Annotated in this window: 16 protein-coding genes; 8 read left to right on the top strand and 8 right to left on the bottom strand. The window is 41.3% G+C overall.

All coding sequences use genetic code 11. The features are described from left to right. Positions 1 to 37: 37 nt before the first annotated feature. Positions 38 to 850: a carbon-nitrogen hydrolase family protein gene (locus RMZ41_RS28125; protein ID WP_322643857.1), complete on the bottom strand. Its 813-nt coding sequence runs from the start codon at positions 848 to 850 to the stop codon at positions 38 to 40. A 312-nt stretch (positions 851 to 1162) separates the two neighbouring features. Between RMZ41_RS28125 and RMZ41_RS28120 the strand changes: the two genes are divergently transcribed. After that, positions 1163 to 1756: a MarC family protein gene (locus RMZ41_RS28120; RefSeq protein WP_322643858.1), complete on the top strand. Its 594-nt coding sequence runs from the start codon at positions 1163 to 1165 to the stop codon at positions 1754 to 1756. A gap of 148 nt (positions 1757 to 1904) precedes the next feature. Here RMZ41_RS28120 and trxA read toward each other — a convergent pair whose 3' ends face one another. From trxA to RMZ41_RS28090, 6 genes are all read right to left on the bottom strand, one after another. Beyond that, positions 1905 to 2228 carry a thioredoxin gene (gene trxA / locus RMZ41_RS28115; protein WP_322643859.1) on the bottom strand — a complete coding sequence of 108 codons (324 nt, stop codon included), beginning with the start codon at positions 2226 to 2228 and terminating at the stop codon, positions 1905 to 1907. A gap of 332 nt (positions 2229 to 2560) precedes the next feature. Next, positions 2561 to 3724, bottom strand: a complete 1164-nt coding sequence (locus RMZ41_RS28110; RefSeq protein WP_322643860.1) for a GuaB3 family IMP dehydrogenase-related protein — start codon at positions 3722 to 3724, stop codon at positions 2561 to 2563. Positions 3725 to 4062: 338 nt separating this feature from the next. Then, positions 4063 to 4593, bottom strand: a complete 531-nt coding sequence (locus RMZ41_RS28105; RefSeq protein WP_322643861.1) for a YdcF family protein — start codon at positions 4591 to 4593, stop codon at positions 4063 to 4065. Between the two features lie 531 nt (positions 4594 to 5124). After that, positions 5125 to 6378, bottom strand: a complete 1254-nt coding sequence (locus RMZ41_RS28100) for an exonuclease SbcCD subunit D (RefSeq protein WP_322643862.1) — start codon at positions 6376 to 6378, stop codon at positions 5125 to 5127. A gap of 75 nt (positions 6379 to 6453) precedes the next feature. Beyond that, entirely contained in the window at positions 6454 to 7179 is a 726-nt protein-coding gene (gene cysH / locus RMZ41_RS28095; RefSeq protein WP_322643863.1) for a phosphoadenosine phosphosulfate reductase, read from the bottom strand. A gap of 705 nt (positions 7180 to 7884) precedes the next feature. Beyond that, entirely contained in the window at positions 7885 to 9498 is a 1614-nt protein-coding gene (locus RMZ41_RS28090) for a DHA2 family efflux MFS transporter permease subunit (protein ID WP_322643864.1), read from the bottom strand. 127 nt (positions 9499 to 9625) lie between these two features. On the opposite strand from RMZ41_RS28090, the gene RMZ41_RS28085 reads away from it, so the two are divergent. After that, a complete protein-coding gene (locus RMZ41_RS28085) occupies positions 9626 to 9787 on the top strand; it encodes a hypothetical protein (protein ID WP_322643865.1) in 162 nt (53 codons plus the stop codon). Between the two features lie 105 nt (positions 9788 to 9892). Beyond that, on the top strand, positions 9893 to 10483 hold the full coding sequence (locus RMZ41_RS28080) for a TetR/AcrR family transcriptional regulator (RefSeq protein ID WP_322643866.1): 591 nt from the start codon (positions 9893 to 9895) through the stop codon (positions 10481 to 10483). A 237-nt stretch (positions 10484 to 10720) separates the two neighbouring features. Here the strand turns inward: RMZ41_RS28080 and patD are convergent, their stop codons facing one another. Further along, a complete protein-coding gene (patD, locus tag RMZ41_RS28075; protein ID WP_322643867.1) occupies positions 10721 to 11074 on the bottom strand; it encodes a heterocyst frequency control protein PatD in 354 nt (117 codons plus the stop codon). A gap of 300 nt (positions 11075 to 11374) precedes the next feature. On the opposite strand from patD, the gene RMZ41_RS28070 reads away from it, so the two are divergent. From RMZ41_RS28070 to RMZ41_RS28050, 5 genes are all read left to right on the top strand, one after another. After that, entirely contained in the window at positions 11375 to 13645 is a 2271-nt protein-coding gene (locus tag RMZ41_RS28070) for a bifunctional (p)ppGpp synthetase/guanosine-3',5'-bis(diphosphate) 3'-pyrophosphohydrolase (protein ID WP_322643868.1), read from the top strand. Positions 13646 to 14095: 450 nt separating this feature from the next. Next, complete coding sequence (locus RMZ41_RS28065) at positions 14096 to 17104, top strand: type ISP restriction/modification enzyme (RefSeq protein WP_322643869.1); 3009 nt, start codon at positions 14096 to 14098, stop codon at positions 17102 to 17104. Positions 17105 to 17214: 110 nt separating this feature from the next. Next, positions 17215 to 18900: a dihydroxy-acid dehydratase gene (ilvD, locus tag RMZ41_RS28060; protein WP_322643870.1), complete on the top strand. Its 1686-nt coding sequence runs from the start codon at positions 17215 to 17217 to the stop codon at positions 18898 to 18900. An 868-nt stretch (positions 18901 to 19768) separates the two neighbouring features. After that, entirely contained in the window at positions 19769 to 21115 is a 1347-nt protein-coding gene (locus RMZ41_RS28055) for a GTP-binding protein (RefSeq protein ID WP_322643872.1), read from the top strand. 415 nt (positions 21116 to 21530) lie between these two features. Next, positions 21531 to 21791, top strand: a complete 261-nt coding sequence (locus RMZ41_RS28050) for a Calvin cycle protein CP12 (protein ID WP_322643871.1) — start codon at positions 21531 to 21533, stop codon at positions 21789 to 21791. Positions 21792 to 21922 lie beyond the last annotated feature (131 nt).

Here is a 21922-nt window from a genome sequence, read left to right as displayed (position 1 = left end):
CCCCCTGCCCCCTGCTCCCCTACCCCTTCCCCAATCCCTAGAACACCCGATGTTGTAAAGAGGGCATTTGACGACGAACTTGTTCTAACCTAGTAGGCTTAATTTCTGCGATCGCAATTCCCGGTTTTTCTCCAGCATCGGCTAAAATTACGCCCCAAGGGTCGATAATAACGGCGTGGCCGTGGGTTAGACGGCGGGCGTAGTTATTGCCTGTTTGGGCAGGAGCAATGACGTAGGCGGTGTTTTCGATAGCTCTGGCTTGTAGTAACACTTGCCAGTGATCTTTGCCTGTAAAGGCGGTAAAGGCGGCGGGAATAAAGATAACATCGGCTCCCTTGTCTGCCAGATGACGGTACAGTTCAGGGAACCGGACATCATAACAAATAGAAAGCCCTAAATTACCTAGTTTTTCTGAGAAATGTACGGGGGGCAGTTGCGTACCAGCCACAACCGTGCTGGATTCCCGATAGGTATTGCCGTCGGGGACATCAACATCAAATAAGTGTACTTTGTAGTAACGTGCAAGTTCTTGACCGCTTGGGTCGATAAGTAAAGTAGTGTTATAAACTTTGCCTGTATTGTCTACAGGAAGGGGAAAGCTGCCGCCCAAGATCGTAACTTGAAAGCGTTGAGCCATTTTTTTGAGAAATTTTTCACTTTCAATAGCGATCGCATCGCCTTGTGCGAGTTTATCTTTTTCTTCTCCCATATAGGAAAAGTTTTCTGGCAAGCCTACCAATTCAGCACCTCGACGCACGGCAAGCTCGATTAATTCTTCTGCCTGAGCCAAATTTTTGTGTAGATCGGAAACACTTGTCAATTGAATAGCGGCGGCTAAATAAGGCTTCATAGATTCAACAACGAACAGTTGATTTATGGAAGATAGATTATCAAAATATATCGCTAGTTAAACATCTGTGGAACTTAATTAGAAATGCCTCAGCCAGATTTTCTTTAACAGACTGGTTTTATAGCACAAGGCTTGGTGGTTAAGACATCAACAGATGATGAAACTGAGACGCAAAAAGACTTTTTATCCAGTCCCCAGTCCTTAGTCCCCAGTCCCTTGCTATATTACCGATTTTAATCTTCCTCTGGGTTCTAGCAAACTGAGCAAGATAAAGATTAGATTGCGATCAAACCTTGATAAAAGCTATCTACCGTGGATATTTCTATTCTCATTCAAACATTTATCGCTGTGTTTGTCTTGGCGGATGCTGTGGGCAATATACCGATTGTTTTAGTTTTGACTAAGGGCATGATCCCAGACCAAAGAAACCAAGTTATAGATAAAGCAATTATCGTTGCGATCGCAGTTCTTTTGCTATTTGCTTTTGGTGGGCAAGTAATTCTAAATTATTTGGAAATTAGTATTGGATCTTTGCGAGTTGCAGGAGGACTCTTATTGCTGTTAATTGCTTTACAAATGCTGCGGGGAGAATTAGACCAGCCCGTTATTGAAGAAGGACGCGATGTTGCAATTACTCCACTAGCTTTACCATTATTAGCGGGCCCGGGGACTTTGACGACGGTGATGTTGCTGATGTCTAAATCACAGAGTCCGCATCTTAGTGTGGCGGTGGGTATATTAGGGGCAATGTTTATTACTTGGTTAATTTTGCGTTTAGCAAATCTAATTGACCAGTGGATTGGTGCAGAAGGTGGAGTGATTGTGACTCAGCTTTTGGGCTTTCTATTGGCGGCGCTAGCGGTGGAAATTGGTAGTACGGGAATTAAAGAATTATTTTTGAGCTAGAAAACTCCTAAAAACACTCTTAAATTGTATACAAATGTAAACAAGTTTGAAAAACGGGAAATTTGCGCCTCTCAAACTTGTTGATAAAAATTGACCTAAAGTTAGAGTAATATCGATAACTCAAGAGGATTTTGTGACCAATTGAGTTTCAAAGATACTTTTCTAGAGTGGAAGCTAATGTACTTTTAGGTACAGCACCTACCACCATATCCACTTTTTGTCCATCTTTAAAAATCATTAATGTCGGAATACTGCGGATGCCGTACTGACTAGCAACTTGAGGATTTTCATCCGTGTTGACTTTGACGACCTTGATTTGATCTTTGTACTGTTCGGAGATTTCATCGACAACAGGAGCTACCATACGGCATGGTCCGCACCAGGGTGCCCAAAAGTCAACTAAAACGGGTACATCGCTGTCGAGTACTTCTTGCTTGAAACTAGAATCGGTAACTTGTGCGGCTGTTGACATGCCTAAAACCTTCGCCAATAATATCTGAACTTGGTGAAAATTCTACCATAGCAAAAACCTCAGCTTGGAAGTCTAAGGATGTACATTTGCAAAGATACTCTCTTAAACTTTTATTTACAAACATAAGGAACCGCCCGAACAGTAGTCCGGGCGGAGTGTGGTGTGAGGAGTGAACGGAAACATTCGTCTCCGCTATCTCTATTGTAGGCGACATATAGGATTTTTCCAGCAATTGTTTAGGGCGCTGGAAAAATTTATTGATGGATTGGGGATTGGGAATTGGGAATTGGGAATTGGGAAAACTCTTCCCCAGTCCCCAGTCCCCAGTCCCTTCACTTACCCATACCTAATTGTTGAGCTTTTTGGTAAACTTTACCTTCGGTTAATAGGGAAGGGGCAATCACAACTTCCACTTGCTGCATTTCTTTAATATTTTTGGCTCCTAAAGTGCCCATGCTGGTCTTTAAGGCTCCTAAAAGATTGTGAGTGCCATCATCTAGTCCGGCTGGGCCAATGAGTATTTGCTCTAGGCTACCGGTGGTGGCAACGCGAATGCGAGTACCACGAGGCAACACCGGGCTAGGAGTCGCCATACCCCAATGATAACCCCGTCCTGGGGCTTCTGCGGCTCTGGCAAAGGGGGAACCAATCATTACACCATCAGCACCGCAGGCAATGCATTTACAAATGTCGCCACCAGTGATTAAACCGCCATCAGCAATAATGGGGATATAGTTACCAGTTTCCTTGTAGTAATCATCTCTTGCTGCTGCACAATCTGCGATCGCAGTTGCCTGTGGTACACCCACACCCAATACCCCACGAGACGTACAAGCTGCGCCAGGGCCAATTCCCACCAAAACACCAGCCGCCCCAGCTTTCAATAAATTCAACGTAACTTCATAAGTGACGCAATTACCCAACACCACAGGGATGGGCATGGAACGACAAAATTCTGCTAAATCAAGTGGTACTAAAGACTCTGGTGATAGATGTGCAGTAGAGACTACCGTAGCCTGTACAAAAAATAAATCTGCCCCAGCCTTTGCCACCGCCTCGCCGTATTTACTTGCACCGGCTGGAGTTGCGCTTACCGCAGCAATGCCACCTTGTTCTTTAATTTCCTGAATACGTTTTTCAATTAATTCCGGCTTTATTGGTTCGGCATAGAGTTCTTGCATCAGGGCAACAAATTCATCTTTCCCCACAGAGGCAATCCGATCTAATATTGGCTCTGGGTCAACGTAGCGAGTGTGAATCCCCTCTAAATTGAGGACACCTAATGCTCCTAACTGTGACAAACGTACAGCCATGCGAACATCTACTACGCCATCCATCGCACTAGCAATTATCGGGATTTCTCGCTCAATATTGCCAATACTCCATTTAGTATCTGCCAAACTGGGGTCTAGTGTTCTGTTACCAGGAACTAGAGCAATTTCATCTATTCCATAAGCTCTACGAGCTATTTTTCCACGCCCAAGTTGAATTTCCACGCTTTAACTTTTTTTTCAAATCTGTTTAAGCTAGGGTATCAAATTGTGAGATAAGTTGGGGCGTTTTTTCCCTGAGCTACACAGATAAATTCCATTTACCTAAGCTACCACTCGAAACTTTAATGCACGCAAAGTATCCACTAAGCAACCAAATAAGCAAAAACTGTTAATTGGTTTTTATATAGTGTTATTTGAATGTTAATGTTGCGCTAGTTTTTCAAGTGTTTTGGTTTTATGTGTCTATTATTACTTAGTTAGGAGCGCGATTATTGGCATCAATGCTCTTAATTTAACTATCTTGAGTTAAATCGAGAATGATGCAAATTCCCACTAATGATTTACCGTTTATTTTTCGCTACATCCACACCCGTGTAACCAGTTGCTATCCAAAGTATGGCTCTTGCTCCATCGCGGATAGATTTTTCGATAGATTCAGGGGGTTTTTCTGAAGGAACTGGCACTGGTTTTAAATAAATACCTCGACTACCCAAAATAATTTCGCCGATGACACAAGCCCGACGCATGTGGAAGTCTGAAGTAATCAAATAAACGCTCTTGATGCCGCGAGCTTGCAAATCATCTACCAACGTAGTAAAATTAGTAACTGTATCTACAGCTTCATAATCCAAGTGTAAACGTTTGGGATCAACACCAGCTTTGGTAAACACTCGTTGGGTGAATCTAGGTGGACTACCCCCAGAAATCCAGATTGGTATATTTGGATGCTGGCGAACGAATTCAGCTGTAAACTTTTCTCGCTCTAAACGTCTTGTTGAACCACCCAATACTACAACTGCTTGCGGCTGTACAAATTGGTTTTGTACTTCTTTGTATCCCCACCAGATGATTAGTGGTAGGACAAAAGCCATGAAACGAAAAGATTTACCTGTAAAGAGTAGCTTATTCAAGGCTCGATAACTTTTTTTACTGAGTCAAAAATTTCCTCTAGCTAGAAGAAAAACAACAATTGATAGTAGAGTAGCAAACTCCTCTGAAAACTGCCCAAATATAAATTTGGGTAGATTTCGTGTTTCAGCACGATTAAGCGTGCTTAAAGTTTTTCCTCTAATTGATGGATTATCCTAACCTGTATCGAACAATTCATCAAAGGGTTCTAGCATCTTATCGGAGAACCGCATTTAGGTTATTTGGAAAACCTGTCTTTTAAATCTCTCATTTTAGGAGACAGACTTTAAAATTTCCCCATCCCAACGGGGGAATAGGTTAAGTTTTTGTTAGGTTTTTCTAGATGACACTAAAATTCGCGTCTCTACAGGCTGTATTAAAATATAGTTGGCACTTATCCCAATACTTGTCGCTTTAACCCTTCCCCTTTAACCTTTTCCCCAAACCCAATTTTGAGTTCAAAATCCAAAACCTGAGTAGTATTGGCATCTATCCTACTCGCTAGTTGCTGTTTCTAGCCAGACTTCCACATCATCTGCTAGCAGTTTTTGTGCAGCATCTAGCATTGATGTTGCTATGTCCTTGAGGTCTTCGCGGTTGTTCAAGTAAGTTTTTAAGGCTTCCATTGGGTCGATGCTGCTACTTGCACTCAATTCAGGAATCCGGGGTCTGGCTAGTTGACTGACTAATTCTGCTTGAATGGTGTAGGTGTGAGCGGGACTTAAAGCAGTATGTAGAGAGGAACTGTCAATTAAATCCATCTGTTCGGAGCGGAGTTTGTAAATTAGCCGCACTACCGCATCTTGAATATCATACTTAGCGATCGCACCCATTAACACAACTTGCGGATTATCAGCTTTCGAGACATCCACTTCAATGGTGCGGAAAGTCCGAACTGTTAAAGGACAAAATTCCCATTCAGCCTTTCCCCGTTCCAGTTCCAGCATTACATAGCCTTTATCTTCTTTTTCTTCACTAAAATCTACCCGCTCAATACTCCCTGGATAAATCACCGGCGGGTTATTAGATTTATTCAAGTTCTGGTGGCGGTGGACGTGTCCCAAGGCTACATAATCAAAACAAGGTCGCGTCAGTAAAGATAAGGGCAGAGTAAAGCCTTTACCCACTGCCAAAAAGCGTTCTGCACCCAAGCTAGCATTGTCAGCCATCAAGTGAGCCAAAAGGATAGTTGGCACATCAGGGTCAAGACGGCGAATTTCTCCTTCCATAACAACTCGCAGACGTTCCGTTAACAATTCGTTAACTTCTGCCAAAGATGAACCCTCAGTTTCTTGGCGAGTCATCAGAGTCGAACGAGTTAACCAAGGGAGGGTAATTACTTGCACTTTGCCATTACGGGTTTCGATGCAGTGAGTAGTTAATGTATCACCAACAACAAACCCTGGCACTCCCAAAGTGCGGTAAATATTTAAACTCGCTCCTCCCTGTCCTTGGGAATGTTGGTCGTGGTTGCCTACCAACAGCACTGTAGGAATATCGGCATCCATGAGACGGCGAAATTGGCTAGCAAAAGCTTGCTGTACATAAGGCGGTGGTGTTGCATCCGGGAAAGCATCGCCACCAAATATCACCATATCAACAGCATCAGTTAGCGCTCGGTCAATACATATAGACAAAGTATTGACAAAATCCTCCAGTCGTGTATTTAATCCAGTTGCCGTATTAATTCGTCCGTGGGAGAAGCCGCTTCCCATGTGGATGTCAGAAAGATGGAGGATTTTAATCATATTTGTCTTTTGCTCTTAGTCATTTGTCCTTTGTTTAATACTAATGACTAATGACAAATGACTAATGACCAATGACTAAATATGAATTCCACATTCTGTTTTATCAGTTCCCCGCCAACGTCCGGCGCGTTCGTCTTCGCCTTCGCCTACTTTGGTGGTAATGGGTTCATCGCCAATGCTGGGATAACCTTTGTCATGGAGGGGGTTGTAAATGACTCCATGTTCAGCTACGTAAACCCAGCTGTCTTGGCGTGTCCATCTGGCAATAGGATTTACTTTCAGCCGACCTTTACCGTCTAATTCAAATATGGGCATATTAGCACGGGTTACGGCTTGGTCACGGCGGCGACCGGTGATCCAAGCAACGCTGTTGAGTTCGTCTAGACCTCGTAACAGTGGTTCAATTTTTGTAATGTGGTGGAATTTAGCAATATCTTTGTCCCAAAGTTTGTCGCCGTATTTGGCTTCAAAAGCTTCGCGGGTTTCTACGTCTGGAGTTTTGAAAGTTTGCAAATCCAGGTTGTAGATTTCTTTGGCTTTGGCTACTAATTCTAGACTTTCGGCAAAGTGGTGTAAGGTGTCCAGAAAGATCACAGGAACGGGATGCTTCAGTTCACTGTAAAGTATATGGGTAATTATCATGTCATCCACGTTAAAGGCGCTTGTTTGCACCAGTCCCGTTGGGATATTCTCTATAGACCATGCCAGTATCTCTTTGGGAGTGGCAGTTTCAAATTGCTCATTTAATTTTTCTAAGTCAAAAGCGATCGCTTGGTTTCTAGATGCCGTGGAGACTGTCATGATAATCTTCTGTTCTAAATATTTTTACCTTGACTAAGATTTATTTTACCCTACAAAGGCTCCTATTCCGCTCGGAGATAAGGTAATTATTCTGTTCGGAAAATACTACATTTTGGGAATGGGGAATGGAAAATGGGGAATTGGGAGGATAATCTGTTTGAAGTAAAAAACAATACTTAAGTACAGATTAAGTTTTTGTTGAGAAACTTTACGGTAATTTAAGTTTTACAGCGCTTTTATAGATATTTATACTGATTTTGATATGGTTAAGGAACTATTAACAAAAAGGATTTTACTTAAATGAACAATTCAAAATTGCCAAATTCTTTAGGACAATCCATAACTATGGGCGCTTTGATCGTGTTGACCAGCGCTAGCATTATTACAATAATGAACTTTTTCTAAGAACGAAATCTAATAATTTTAGTAATAAGACTTCACATAGTCCGACTCAAAGCTGAGTTGGATTTTTATTTTTGAGCCAGATAAATCAGTGTATATTAATTTTCTTCTGTGACTTTCGGCAGAGAAAAATTTGCAATAAGTGTTTTTACGTAGTTTGACATCAGTGAATATAAAATCAGGATGCGATCGCTATAAAGCTTAGTTTTGATGGGGAATAAGTTCGTAGTCAGCACTTTAGTCTGGGATTTTTTAGCCCTGAAGTGCTTACTACGAACTCATCAAAATTAATGATATAGACTACTAGTGACCGACTGGCGCTTTCACTCCTGCACCGCCTTTGCCCAAAAATAATAACAAAGGTAATGAGCAAAGGAACCCTATGCCTACCACTCGAAAGCAATCTGCATAAGATAAAACAGCAGCTTGAGTGTCTACTGTTTGACTTAATAAAGCTAGTGCTTGTTGTTGGGCTGTTGCTGCATCCATACCTTGGTTTTGGAGTGCCCCATTGAGCAAGTCAAGACGCTGATTGGTTTCTGGGTCATAAGGGGTAAGTTTTGATAACAAGATGGCTCGATGAAAAGTCTGTCGTTGGTCAAGCAGAGTAGTAAGTAGGGCAATGCCGATACTGCCACCTAGTTGTCGAGTCAGGTTGTAGAAACCAGAACCAGCAGAAACATCTTTTTTGGGTAGTGGGCCTAAAACTGCCAAACTTAAAGGGAGAAACATAAATACAGTAAAAGCTCCACGCCATATTAACGGCCAAAATAAATCGTCTGTCCCGCTTTGTGGAGTAATTGCTGCCAATTGAAACATGACTCCAGATGAGCCGACAGCGCCAATCGCAATTAAAAAGCGGGCATCAACTATACTAGTGAGTTTACCTAATAAAACCATCCCGATCGCAGATGCTAATGCCCCAGGTGCTAATAATAGTCCAGTCTGTGTTGCCGTAAATTGCAGCACGCTTTGAGCAAATATCGGCACAGCAAAGAGTGCGCCATAAAGCCCCATACCCACCACTGCTGAGAGAACACTTCCCGCCGCTAAAGAACGGTGACGCAAAACTCTCAAATCCACAGCAGGATGATCTGTTTTCATCTCTCGCCAAATAAACAACCCTAAGCCAATAATCCCCAGGATGGACAGAGTGATGATGAAACTAGAGGAAAACCAGTCATCTTGCTCCCCTTCTTCTAATACAGTTTGTAAGCTACCTACAGCCACGATTAAAAACCCAATTCCCCACCAATCAACAGCTTGGTTTTGAGTTTCGCTCTTATCCTTATTCTTGGGCAAAAATGCTAGAGACATGGCTACTGCAAGTATCCCAAAGGGAATGTTCACAAAGAAAATCCAGCGCCAGCCTAAACCATCTACTAAAAATCCTCCTAATGTGGGGCCAATTGCCGGGCCAGCAATCACACCCACACCAAAAACTGCTTGAGCTAAACCTTGTTCGGCTGGGGGAAAAGTCTCGAACAAAATCGCCTGAGCTTTTGCTAGCAATCCCCCACCACATAAACCTTGGAGAATCCGGGCGGCAATCAACATTGGGAGATTGAAGGATAGCCCACATAAAACAGAGGAAATTGTAAAACCAATCAGCGAGAAGATAAAATAGGTTTTACGCCCAAAGTAATCTCCCAACCATGCAGATAAGGGAATTAAGACGACGTTAGCGATCCCATATCCGCTAACTACCCAGCCCACTTCACTTACAGTCGCACCCAAGGTTGCTTGAATGTCGGTGAGAGCGACGTTAACAATACTAGTATCAATTACTTCTAAAATTGCACCTAATGAAGCAGTGAAGGCGATCGCCCATTTCAAAGGCCCTTCAATATAACCGCTTTGATTAACAATTGCAGGTTTAGGGCGATCGCCAGAGGAACGTTTATTTACGGTAGTCATTAGTAATTTGAGAATTGTCTTTTTGTATTTGAATATCGTCAGTAATACTTGACTGGGGATCAAGCTCAACATCAGATTCGGCAGATTTATACTGTTTCATCGGTATTTTCGGCAGGAGGCTGCTTTGGTGATTGGGAGATTAGAGCGATCGCTAAAGCAAAGATTAAATAATGTATATATACGCTACGGTAGCGTATCATATATTAATGGTCAAGGGAGTATTCAAGGAGAAGCAGCAGAAAGGCTTATTCTGAAGATGGATGTTGAAGAAGACATGATACACAGTTAGCCAGAAATTTTTCTATATTCCCCGTGTTTCTTGCTCATTGCGTCTTCTTATACCGAAGATTAGAAGCAAATTGCTAAGATGATATTGCTTGGGGATGATATTTTTATGAATAAGCAAATTAACGCACCTTCTGGACGGCCACGTAGCATCCATGCCGACCAAGCTATTCTCCAAGCCACCCTAGATTTGCTCGCAGAGGTCGGATACGAAAGTATGAGCATAGAAGCGATCGCTGCCCGCGCTGGAGTTGGAAAAACGACTATATATCGGCGTTACACTTCCAAAGAAGAACTAGTTGCAGACGCGATCGAAAGTTTGAGAGATGATTTAGCGATCCCCGATACTAACAGCTTTTGGGGAGACATGGATATTTTGATCGAGAATGCTGCCAAAAAAATAGATAGTCCCCTTGGTCGTCAGACACTTGCCTTGATAATTAGTACAGCGTCTAGCAATCCTCAGTTTGCAGAGGTTTACTGGACAAAATATACAAAACTCCGACGTGAAGCTTTGTCTAAAGTACTTAAGCGGGCAAAATCTAGAGGCGAAATCCACAAGGATGCGGACATTGAGCTAGTTATCGACCTTTTAAGTGGGTCACTCTACTATGCACTTATTTTTAAACCCATAACCGAGCCAGTAGAAGCGTATATGCGCCGCACCATGAATCTTCTCCTCAAAGGTATTGGGAATTGAGAATTGGGAATTGGGAATTGAGAATTGGGAATTGGGCATGAAGAAGAGACAAGGTAGAGGGGAGAGACTTGGGAGAGACTTATTCAGTAATTCCCCCTTGTCCCCCTGCTCCCTTGCTTCTTCCCCAGTCACTAGTCCCCATTCCCCATTCCCCATTCCAACTTGTTGCCAAAATAACTTTTCACGAACGGTTGTAAATGAGATGATGGATTAATTAGAGAAAAAGGTGAACAATTGTTATTTTTCTCCTTCCGCTTCTGGTTGCAAGATGGCATCACAGTATTGAATGAGGGTTGTCACGCGATCGCTAATCGTCTGAAGTCTCGTTTGTGCAGTCGATGCTTGCCGCGCTCCTTGCAAAAACATCACATCTATTGCCAACAAACGCAATTGCTTGCTCATTTCTGTTTGATAAGACTGGACTCGCCAGTTTTCATCAGCCAAAGGCACAATCTGCTGACCAAAAAATTGCTGCAACGAGGCTACACGCTGTCGCAATTCGGGTGCAGCTATTTGCGTAGTTGTGGCATCAGAGCGCAATTGCTCTAACAAGGTTACGAGTGCCAAATATTTCTCAGAGTTTAAAGACATCCAGTGCTAGTTAAGATAGTATTAATGTCAAGTAATTTTTCTTCTACAATAAACTTCTCTTTTACACTTATCAGCTTATCAGCACTAAAAGCTTCAAATAATGATTTGAGGCTTTGTTTACCATCAATGCATTTTCAAACTTATGATCCTTGAAACTCAAACTTGATGATATTGGCAATTGGAGAATCATCTTTACACTGTTTTTCTACCCGTCTCTGGGCGACAGCATCTTCTTAGGTTGATGCTGCCACTTTTATTTATCATTCACTTAATCTACCGATCCTATCCAAACCCAATTGTATGAGCAGTCTAGCTATAAATTCATCAGTTGATCTAGCCATTCCAGAATGGTTAAAAAAATGTTTGAAGGAGTCATCCACAAATAACGGCACATTGGAAGATGACCGAAGGCATAGTGATGCAGTCTTAATTGGTCGCGCATTTGAATTTGCTTACCAACTGCATCAAGGTCAATACCGCAAGTCGGGAGAACCATACATTGCTCATCCCGTTGCTGTGGCTGAATTGCTGCGTGACTTGGGGGGCAGTGCTGCTATGATAGCAGCTGGATTTCTTCATGATGTAGTTGAAGATACAGAAGTTACAAGCCAAGAAATAGAAGAACGTTTTGGCCCAGAAGTACGGCAATTGGTTGAAGGTGTAACCAAGCTTTCTAAAATTAATTTCACCAGCAAAACCGAAAGCCAAGCCGAAAACTTCCGGCGGATGTTTTTGGCAATGGCGCAAGATATTCGGGTAATTGTGGTGAAATTGGCAGATCGTTTGCATAATATGCGAACTTTACAATATATGTCAGAGGCCAGCCGCCGCCGCAGTGCCCAGGAAACGCGAGATATATTCGCGCCCTTAGCCAATCGTTTGGGGATTTGGCGAATTAAATGGGAATTGGAAGATTTAGCTTTTAAGTATTTGGAACCGGAAGCTTACCGCCAAATGCAAGAGCATGTTTCTGAAAAACGGACGGCACGAGAAGAGAAATTGGCTAAAGCTACGAATATGTTGCGAGAACGTTTGCAGCAAGCCGGAATCGCCTTTCAGGATATTAGCGGTCGTCCCAAGCATCTTTATAGCATTTACCAAAAAATGCACCGACAGCAAAAAGAATTTCATGAAATTTACGATTTGGCCGCGCTGCGGATTATTGTTCAAACTAATGAGGAATGCTATCGGGCGTTGGCGGTGGTTCATGATGCGTTTCGCCCAATTCCTGGGAGATTTAAAGATTACATTGGATTGCCAAAGCCTAACCGTTACCAGTCGTTGCATACTGGGGTGATTGGATTAACTGGCCGTCCTTTGGAGGTGCAAATTCGGACAATCGAAATGCATCATATCGCTGAGTACGGGATTGCCGCCCATTGGAAGTACAAAGAAACAGGTGGTTCTAGTATTAGCCATTTGACAACAGCGACAGATGATAAGTTTACTTGGTTGCGGCAGCTGCTGGAATGGCAAACCGATCTCAAGGATGCACAAGAATATCTTGATAGTGTCAAAGATAATTTATTTGAAGATGATGTCTATGTCTTCACCCCAAAGGGGGATGTTGTGCCTTTAAGCCCTGGTTCTACCACTGTAGATTTTGCTTATCGGATTCATACGGAAGTGGGAAATCACTGTTCGGGGGCGCGGGTGAATGGACGAATGGTATCTCTATCAACGCGGCTACACAATGGCGATATTGTAGAAGTTCTCACCCAAAAGAACTGCCATCCAAGTTTAGATTGGTTGAATTTTGTCAGAAGTTCGGCGGCAAAATATCGAATAAAACAATGGTACAAGCGATCGCGCCGGGAAGAAAATGTCGCCCGTGGACGGGAATTGTTAGAAAAAGAACTCGGTAAAACTGGTTTTGATAGTTTGCTAAAGTCTGATGCAATGCAGATTGTTGCCGAAAAGTGTAACTACCACAGCGTAGACGATTTACTCGCCGGTTTGGGTTACGGAGAAATTACGTTAAACTTGGTGCTAAATCGTTGGCGAGAAGTAGCGAAGGGACAACAACCAGTTGCCACGGTGTCGCCATTTATCCCCAAAGAAGCAACATCAAAGGCTTTGCGAGATGCATCTCCAACTACTTCCCGCGCCAGTGATTCGCCTATTGTTGGGGTAGAAGGGCTGGTATATTATTTGGCTGGGTGTTGCACCCCGATTCCTGGCGAACCGATTATTGGTGTGGTGACGCGAGGTAGGGGAATTTCAATTCATCGCCAAGGCTGCAATAATCTGGAGTGTGTGGAGTATGAGCGTTTAGTACCAGTCAGATGGAACCCAGCCGCCGAAAATAGCGGTCGTCCGCACACTTACCCCGTGGAGGTACAAATTGAAGCTCTTGACCGTGTTGGGGTGCTAAAGGATATTTTGTCACGGTTGAGCGACCAAGGGATCAATGTCCGCCACGCTCAGGTGAAAACGGCTATTGGTCAACCTGCATTGATGGACTTAGGAATAGATATACGCGATCGCTCTCAATTAGAGCAAGTGTTTGTCCAAATTAAGAAAATGAGCGACATTTTGAATATCCGCCGCGTTGGTCAAATTGATGAGTAGATGATTTATAGGGTGCGTTAATACCAATTTGAAAAAAAATGCGACAAACAGACTATTTGTAGAGACGCGATTCATCGCGTCTTTACCGAAGGATGTTGCAATCATTAATTAAATTGGTGTAACGCACCAATTTAGGAGTTGAACCGCAGAGGCGCAGAGGGCACAGAGAAAGAGAAAAGGTAATAAATGTACCGTGTTATTACTTAATATGGTGTATTATATTTAATATTTTAAAATAAACGCCAGTGTATTTTCCATCTTTATTAGGCTACGTTTGTCATAAATTTTATTAAGACGTGATGTTATTTAGGAATTCACGTCTTTTTACGGAGTATTTAGCTTTAACCTTTATTTAATCTTTATATTTTAGTCGTAGAGATTACAGGTGTTGGTTAGTAGTAATTAAGGCTAATTTAGACATACTTTAAATTTATAAAAGTTTAATAAAGTATGTCCAAACTTCTGGTTAGCCAATATCACACAGAAGTAGAAAGAATTATTCAATTTGGCGGTTCACGTAAAGAAACATCGATTCGGGTTGCATTTCAAAACTTAGTTAATGAATATTGCAAACCTAGAGAATTTAGACTGATTCCCGAACTCGATTATAAAACACCTAGCGGCAAACTTGTTTATCCAGATGGCACTGTGAAAGATGCTTTGCGTTTGGATTGGGGTTACTGGGAAAGCAAGGATGAATATGACAATTTAGACCAAGAAATTGAGAAAAAGCTCATAAAAGGCTATCCAGATAGTAACATTTTGTTTGAAGACTCGCAAACAGCAGTTTTAATTCAGAGTGGACAAGAAACCATGCGTGTCCCGATGAAAGATGCTGACGCGCTTGATGGAATAATTACATATTTTATCAACTATGTTCGCCCGGAAGTTAAAGATTTTAGAGAGGCGATTGAAACTTTTAAGCAAGACTTACCGACTGTTTTAAATGCTTTACGTGACTTAATTGATAGTCAAATCGAAACAAACGCAGCTTTTAAAATAGCGAGGGCTAAATTTTGGGGTATCTGCAAAGAATCAATTAATCCTGAAGTTACTTTGCTGGATATTAGAGAAATGATGATTCAGCATATTTTAACTGAAGATATCTTTATCAGCATCTTCAATGAATCTCAGTTTCATCGAGAAAATAATATTGCTCGTGAATTAAAAACTATCATCGATACCTTTTTTACAGGTAGTACTAAAAAGAATACTCTTGGTACTATTGAACGTTACTATGGTGTTATTAGAAGAACTGCGGCGAATATTTACAATCATCATGAAAAACAGAAGTTTTTAAAAGTACTTTATGAGAATTTCTATAAAGCATATAATCCGAAAGCGGCTGACAGACTAGGAATCGTCTATACGCCAAATGAAATTGTACGCTTCATGATTGAAAGTGTAGATTATTTGGTTCATAAAAATTTTGGTAAGCTGCTTGCAGATAAAGATGTTGAAATTTTAGATCCGGCTACAGGAACGGGAACTTTTATCACTGAATTGATTGATTATTTACCTAACAATAGTCTGGAATATAAATATAAACATGAGATTCATTGTAATGAGGTAGCGATTTTACCTTATTACATTGCTAACTTAAATATTGAATACACCTATAAGCAAAAGATGGGTGAATATCAAGAGTTTGAAAATATTTGTTTTGTCGATACGTTGGATCATACATCATTTGCGGGCAAGCAATTAGATTTGTTTGCTATGAGTGTTGAGAATACAGAGCGAATTAAACGGCAAAATGAAAGCAAAATATCGGTGATTATTGGCAATCCTCCATATAATGCTAAACAAGAAAATTTCAATGACAATAATTCTAATCGTTACTATACATCAATAGATATTTTAATAAAAAATACTTACATAAAAGACAGTAAAGCTCAGAATAAAATTGTTGTTTATGATATGTATACTCGTTTTATTCGCTGGGCAACTGATAGATTAAGCAAAAATGGAATTTTAGCATTTATTACTAATTCATCGTTTATTGATGCTAGGACGTTCGATGGTTTTAGAAAAATTGTAGCTAATGAGTTTAGCGATATTTATATTATTGATTTGCATGGAGATGTTAGAAAAAACCCTAAAATATCAGGAACTACGCATAATGTCTTTGGGATACAAGCTGGTGTCGCTATTATATTGATGGTGAAAAGAGAAGGTATCAATAGTACACCTTGTAAAATATTCTACAATCGCCGTCCTGATTTTGATACAGCAGAAACTAAATTAAAATTTCTAGCTGAAACTAAATTTACTGATATTCCTTTTGAGCATATTACACCAGATAAAAATCATAATTGGATTAATCAAACAGATAATGATTTTGATCATCTTATCCCATTAGTTAATAAAGATGTAAAAGCTGGCAAAGGACAGGAAGCATTATTTAAGTTATTTTGTAGAGGCGTAGAGACTACAAGAGACGAATGGGTTTACGATTTTAGTAACTCAGCTTTAATTAATAAGATAGACTTTTTTATTAAAAAATATAATTTATGTGTTAAAAACGCAAAAATGGATAACTCTATTAAATGGAGTTCGTCACTAGAAAGTTATCTACATACCGCTAAGAAAATTGATTTCGATGAAAATTTAATTCAGAAATCTCTTTATCGTCCTTATTTAAAAATATATCATTATACTGAGACAGTTTTAAACCATAGATTGACTCAAAATCATTATGAAATGTTTTCAAATACTTTAATAAGTATAAATAAAGTTATTGCTTTTTCTGGTATTGCTTCTAATAAATCGTTTCATTGTCTTAGTTCTGATTTATTGGTTGGCTTAGATACAATTGAAAAAACTCAATGTCTTTCTCTCTACCGCTACGATAAAGACGGGAACCGCATAGATAATATCACAGACTGGGGATTATCCCAATTTCAAAATCATTATTACGACTCGACAATTACCAAATTAGATATTTTTCACTACACCTATGCAGTCTTACACAATCCCGCTTATCGCACCAAATACGAACTCAATCTAAAACGAGAATTTCCCCGTATACCCTTCTACGAAGACTTTCAGCAATGGGTTAGCTGGGGTAAAAAATTGATGGATTTGCACATCAATTATGAAACTGTCGAACCATATCCTTTAAAACGCATTGATTTACCTTTAGCTAAAAATAACAATAGAATACCAAAGGCAAAACTAAAAGCAGATACAACTAATGGAACCATTATTTTAGATGATGTCACAACTTTAGAAGGTGTCCCCAAAATTGCTTGGGAATATCGCCTTGGAAACCGTTGTGCTTTAGAATGGATTTTAGATCAATACAAAGAAAAGAAACCTAAAGATCCGACTATTGCTGAAAAATTCAATACATATCGCTTCGCAGATTACAAAGAACAAGTAATAGATTTATTACAAAGAGTCTGCACTGTCAGCGTGGAAACAATGCAGATTATTCAACAGATTGAGGTTTTGTAATCGATTCATTAACTTTCTGTGCTTGTTTATGTTCGATCGCGCCGCAGATACATGAGAAAATCAGATAATCCAATCGCAACAGTTGCGATGATGTCAGGGAAGGAAAAAAGATGTCGGAGAATTTGAGAAGCCAAATTGTCACCCAAGGAGTACAGCGATCGCCAAATCGAGCAATGCTGCGGGCAGTTGGTTTTAAAGATGAAGATTTTAATAAAGCCATTGTGGGTATTGCCAATGGCTACAGTACAATCACTCCCTGTAATATGGGGATAAATCAACTGGCCCAAAGGGCAGAAGTTGCCGTTAAAACTGCCGGAGCGATGCCACAAATGTTTGGCACAATTACCATCAGCGACGGGATTTCGATGGGAACTGAAGGGATGAAATATTCCCTAGTGTCGCGGGAAGTTATCGCCGATTCCATTGAAACCGCCTGTACTGGACAAAGCATGGATGGTGTGCTAGCAATTGGCGGTTGTGATAAGAATATGCCAGGGGCAATGTTAGCGATCGCTCGGATGAATATCCCTGCAATATTCGTTTACGGTGGCACAATTAAACCCGGTCACTACAACGGACGCGATTTAACTGTTGTCAGTTCTTTTGAAGCTGTTGGTCAATACAGTGCTGGAAAAATTGACGACAAAGAATTATTAGAAGTCGAAAGTCGCGCTTGTCCTGGTGCTGGTTCCTGTGGGGGAATGTTCACAGCTAACACCATGTCTTCGGCATTTGAGGCGATGGGAATGAGTTTGCCCTATTCTTCGACAATGGCGGCTGAAGATGCTGAAAAAGCCGACAGCACAGAAAAATCAGCCTTTGTGTTAGTCGAAGCCATTCGCAATCAAATCTTACCTAGTCAAATTATCACGCGCAAATCTATTGAAAATGCCATTTCTGTAATTATGGCGGTGGGTGGTTCCACAAATGCGGTGTTGCATTTCTTAGCGATCGCTCGGGCTGCTAATGTAGAGTTAACCCTGGACGACTTTGAAACTATCCGCGCCCGTGTCCCTGTTATATGTGATTTAAAACCAAGTGGTAAATATGTCGCTACAGATTTGCACAAAGCTGGTGGCATTCCCCAAGTCATGAAAATGCTACTCGCGCATGGCTTATTGCATGGTGATAGCCTGACTATTAGCGGTCAAACTATTGCAGAGATATTAGCAGACATCCCAGAAGAACCATCCCCTAATCAAGATGTGATTCGTCCGTGGAATAACCCCATGTATGCCCAAGGACACTTGGCCATCCTCAGAGGTAATTTGGCAACGGAAGGGGCTGTAGCCAAAATTACTGGCGTGAAAAAACCAGTAATTACCGGGCCTGCACGAGTGTTTGAGTCAGAAGAAGCCTCTTTAGATGCAATTTTGGCAGGTAAAATTCAAGCTGGTGATATTTTGGTTATCCGCTACGAAGGCCCCAAGGGTGGCCCTGGAATGCGAGAAATGTTGGCTCCCACCTCAGCAATTATCGGTGCTGGTTTGGGTGATGCTGTAGGGTTAATTACCGACGGACGCTTTTCTGGCGGTACTTACGGGATGGTGGTTGGTCATGTGGCTCCAGAAGCAGCAGTTGGTGGTGCGATCGCTCTTGTAGAAGAAGGCGATAGTATTACGATTGATGCACCTGCTCGTTTATTGCAGTTGAATATATCTGAAGAAGAATTAGCCCGTCGTCGTGCCAACTGGCAACCCCCCGCCCCCCGTTATACCAAAGGTGTTCTGGCGAAATATGCCAAATTAGTATCTTCTAGCAGTATTGGTGCTGTGACAGATTTAGATTTGTTTTAAATGATATGAATTACCTACACTGACCTGATGGTACGGTGTAGGCTTCCCAATTCATTCAAAGTGCAGATAGTTGTTTAAGTCCGTCAGCAATGCTGCTGATTTGAGTACTGTCGTTCTCTATTTTTCCCCATCCAAATTTTGAGAAAAACGATCCCTAAATTTGCCAGAATTTACGTAAGGACAATTGCCACAACTTCAACATATTTTCACGAAAAATGTTTTTTAGCGCCCAAAAATTAAAACTTTTAAGAAGTCATCACTTGCACCTTTGACACTAGAGTACATAGCTTCAATAATGTTCTTACGTAAAAATCCGTACTCATATAGAACTCTTATTTGATTTTTGCTAAATATACTGATAGCTAAAACCCAATGGAACTAGCTTTCAGTTAGCTTTGCTTTGAAAAATCAAATGGGATTGCTATATAAACTGACATTCATAAGGTTGCATTATGCTATTCTCAAATTCACCAACTAGTTTAAAAACTAGCCAAAAAAATAATAAATTAGGCACAGTTTTTTGGACTAATACTAATATTATGCTACTCACTGGGTATTTAATCACTCTCCCTATTTTTACATTGATAACTTTATCCTTATTATTGCCCTTATTCACTGCTATCTTCTTCGCTTCTACTGGAACCTCGTACTACTCTACATCGATACCTTGGATAGAGAATGCATCTGAATGCGAACAGACTGGGAGAAACTGGCGCGATCGCAAATGTTGGGATAATGAACACAATCCCATGTTCTAAATAGATATCGCACAATTGTTTAATTTGACAAAACAGGCTCACAGTCTTGGAATTAGATCAAAATGGATATGTAGCCTGTTGTTTGTCCAACCTTGAATCAACCTAACTTTGTGCGAAATCTGCAAGAAACCCACTTAAATCGTGCCCGCGCCAGTCTCAGACAAGCGCTGTCTTGGTATGGACATCTTCGCAAATCAGGACAGTTCTCATCTAACCCAGAATTAATCGGTTTGTTGAAACCGGAATTGGAAGCTTTGAACTCCACACTCAAAAAGCTGGACTCCAATGTGATTAGAATTGCCGCTTTTGGTTTAGTGAGTCGTGGTAAATCAGCAGTTTTAAATGCTTTGCTGGGAGATAAAATTCTGCAAACTGGGCCTCTAAACGGTGTCACTCAATGGCCTCGTTCAGTGCGTTGGCAGCCAGGAGGTAAGGTACTAGTAGAGTTAATTGATACCCCTGGCTTAGATGAAATTGAGGGTGAGTCACGGGCGCTTATGGCACGAGAAGTAGTGCATCAGGCAGATTTAATTTTGTTTGTCGTGTCTGGTGATATCACCCGCACTGAATATCAGGCACTAATAGAATTAAGGCGATCGCAAAAACCCCTGATTTTAGTATTTAACAAAATAGACCTTTACCCCGATACAGACCGGGGAGCGATTTATCAAAATTTACAACAATTGGGTGCTGGGAACCCTCAAGCCAAACCTCTATTACCAGATGAAATTGTCATGGTGGCGGCAGAACCCGCACCGATGGAAGTGCGGGTTGAGTGGCCTGATGGGCGTATCAGTTATGAATGGGAGACACCACCACCCCAAGTAGACGAACTCAAAGAGACAATTCTGAACATTTTGAATCGGGAAGGGCGATCGCTTCTAGCTTTAAATGCCCTCATCCAAGCACGAGATGCAGAAGCCGCGATCGCTCAAAAAACTATCGAATCACGCGAAAAAGAAGCCGAAGATATTATTTGGCAATTTACCAAATACAAAGCTTTGGCAGTAATGTTAAATCCCATTGCCTTCTTAGATATCCTTGGCGGAACTGTTGCCGATTTAGCTTTAATTCGCGCCCTCGCTAGATTATATGGTTTGCCGATGACTAGCTATGAAGCCGGAAAAATTTTAAAAACGATTTTATTTAGTTCTGGTGGTTTGCTACTGGGAGAATTAGGTAGTAGTTTTCTTTTAGGTTTAGGTAAAACTACAGCTGCAATAACTAGTGGTGATAATCCCAGCAATATTACTGCTTTTGCTGGCAGTGCGATCGCTCAAGCTGGTATCGCCGGTTATGGTGCATATTCTGTTGGCAAAGCCGCTCAGGTGTATCTCGAAAAAGGCTGCACTTGGGGGCAGTTGGGCGCTAGCAGCGTTATTCAAGAGATTTTATCTCAAGTCGATCAGAATACAATTCTGTATCGCTTGCAACAAGAATTAGGCATAAAGTATTGAGAATAAATAAGAATTGCTTCTCCTTTATTACCGTTTATAAGTGTTTATCAACTTCTATCAAACTCCTCTGACAATTGACTGACATTCTGAATTTAGGATGCAAGACTGAGAACATGAGCATCTGTGATAGTGGCTTTAACTAGTGGAATTCCCTTAGCTTTTTGAATCAAAGATGACAAGAGGGTAATTCGCACTCAATTTGGCTAAAAACATGGCGGTGTTTACCACCACCTTTTGTAGAAAGCCTATCTAAACTGGAGATGTGAGCCAGCCTGGTGTTGTTGCTCCAACAAAGAGGGACTGGTGTTAGCGCAGCGTTAGCGACGTAGGAGCGTCACCTGGAGGGTAAGCTTCCTGGGGTCATTCAAAGCTCATAGTTAATATCTATAGACTGTAAATTAAAGGTGAAAAAGTCATGACAACTACCCTAAACTCATTTGAAACTGCTGGGGCAACAAATCTTGAAGAAGTGATCGTTAAAGCCATTAGTGAAGCCCGCGCAACTTGTGAACTAGATGGGAGCGATTCTGCTGGTTGTGCCGTAGCCTGGGACATTGTGGAAGAATTGCAAGCTGAGAAAGCCGATCAACAGCAAGCGAAATCAAAGAAAACCTCTTTGGAAAACTACTGCGATCGCCATCCAGAATCAGTAGAATGTCTAATCTACGACGTTTAATAAGAAAGAATTCAGGAGTCAGAATTCAGGAGTCAGAATTCAGGAGTCAGAATTCAGGAGTCAGAATTCAGGAGTCAGAATTCAGGAGTCAGAATTCAGGAGTCAGAATTCAGGAGTCAGAATTCAGGAGT

The organism is Nostoc sp. DedVER02, from assembly GCF_034530675.2.
In the GTDB taxonomy this organism is placed as follows: Bacteria; Cyanobacteriota; Cyanobacteriia; order Cyanobacteriales; family Nostocaceae; genus Nostoc.
The sequence above is the reverse complement of the archived record's forward strand: the minus strand, read 5'-3'. Positions and strand labels throughout refer to the sequence as shown.